The sequence below is a fragment of the uncultured Cardiobacterium sp. genome (assembly GCF_938028185.1).
In the GTDB taxonomy this organism is placed as follows: Bacteria; Pseudomonadota; Gammaproteobacteria; order Cardiobacteriales; family Cardiobacteriaceae; genus Cardiobacterium.
Genome location: NZ_CALJAH010000252.1, coordinates 1 through 1464, shown reverse-complemented (window position 1 = coordinate 1464; position 1464 = coordinate 1). Strand labels below are relative to the sequence as shown.

Here is a 1464-nt window from a genome sequence, read left to right as displayed (position 1 = left end):
GACGAGCAGCCAGCCGAAGCCAATGGAGATGCCGATGGCGAGGATGGAAGCGATCTCCCAGCGGATGAGCATGGACAGCACGACGGCGGCGGCAACGGCGACCAGGATGACCTTTTTCAGGATGCTGCTGACCTCGCCGAAGGTAAGCCCATAGAAGGAAGTTTCCGGTTCTTCCTCCAGCTGGCTCAGGGTTTTGCGCGGCTTGCCGCGCCGTTCTTCGTGCTGTGCCATCGTCTTGCCTCAGCCAAACATTTTCAGGAGCGGATCGATGACGTACTCGTTCAACACCATGAACACCACAACGGCAACGATGATGAGGACAAGGCCAATGCCAACCTTTTTCAGAGTCGCCCCCCAGCCACTGTCGGACTGACGGGCATCGTTAGCGTCGTTGAACATGTTGAAAATAAAGTCAACGAGCCCCTTGCCGAGACCAGCCAGAGCCATCAGTACAATGATAAAAACGATGGCATAGACAATTTTTTTCGCCCAGGAATCCCCATCGTTTGTGCCAGGGATGGCCAGTTTGTCGCCGGTCGGCAGCTTGGCCTGGGCAAAGGCATCATTGCCCCAGAGCAACATGGCAAACAATGCCAACAACAGCAGGACGCGCAGCAGGGTAGCGCCATCTATCATGAAGCCACCGGGCAGACGGTAGCGCGGGGTGAGGGTCAGGTTTTGCATAAAAACTCCGTGTTTGTGGATGAAGAAATAAGAAAAATAGGTGGCAAAAATGTCAGCCAGGGGTCATCACATGCATAAAGCCTCCGTGGTGGTCGGGTTATTCGGTAGTAGTCATGTAGATAAACGCCAGCAGCATCACCAGGCCGACGACAATCATGCCGACCACGCGGACGACGCCGAGCTCGCCCTGTTCGTTGTCCGCTGTTTTGACTTTGGTCATCAGCACATGAAGACCCATCAGCAACAGCAATGCGATTGGTAGTGCGACCATGACCTTGCCGAGGGCATAATCGAGTTTGATGTTTGGATGTTTGTCGATGCTGGCAGTGCCGTTGAAGGCTTCCTTCACCTTGGCGATATCGCGTGCGGTATCCCCACTGGAAATCTTGCCGTCGTTGTCATTCGCCATCAGTTCGGCCTCACAAAATGCAGGTCGCCTTTCACCGGCTGCGGCGGAGTGGTGGTAATCACGTCAATGCGCGCGTTCAAGAAATCGCGGATGTTCCCTTCCGTGACGCGCAACTGCTCAATACATGCCGGGTAGTTGAAGCGGATCTTGGCGTTGCCGGTGACACGCCCGTATTTGCCCTGTAGTGCCTGCACCCGCTCGCGCAGGTATTCCAGCTCGCGCAGGACGGACTCAATCTCGGCCTGCTCGCCGCGCAGGGGCACGGCGGCAGGCTTTTTCGTGCCTTTCGCTTCGGCGGCACTCGCGGCGAGCAAAGGCGCAAGCAGCAGGTACAGCCGGGAGCGGGCGGGACGTTCGGGAGATTCGTGGTT

General features: G+C 56.8%; 4 protein-coding genes. All 4 read right to left on the bottom strand.

Going from position 1 to position 1464, the window contains the following annotated elements; all coding sequences use genetic code 11:
• The coding region (locus tag Q0349_RS07320; protein ID WP_298080216.1) for a hypothetical protein at positions 1–231 on the bottom strand (231 nt) is incomplete at its 3' end.
• Positions 232–240: 9 nt separating this feature from the next.
• Positions 241–684: a hypothetical protein gene (locus tag Q0349_RS07315; RefSeq protein ID WP_281839559.1), complete on the bottom strand. Its 444-nt coding sequence runs from the start codon at positions 682–684 to the stop codon at positions 241–243.
• Positions 685–781: 97 nt separating this feature from the next.
• Positions 782–1093, bottom strand: coding sequence for a hypothetical protein (locus Q0349_RS07310; RefSeq protein WP_281839558.1), 312 nt, complete (start codon positions 1091–1093; stop codon positions 782–784).
• Positions 1093–1464 (bottom strand): hypothetical protein (locus Q0349_RS07305; protein WP_298080215.1); only part of this gene is annotated, 372 nt, incomplete at its 5' end. The genes Q0349_RS07310 and Q0349_RS07305, both read right to left, overlap by 1 nt.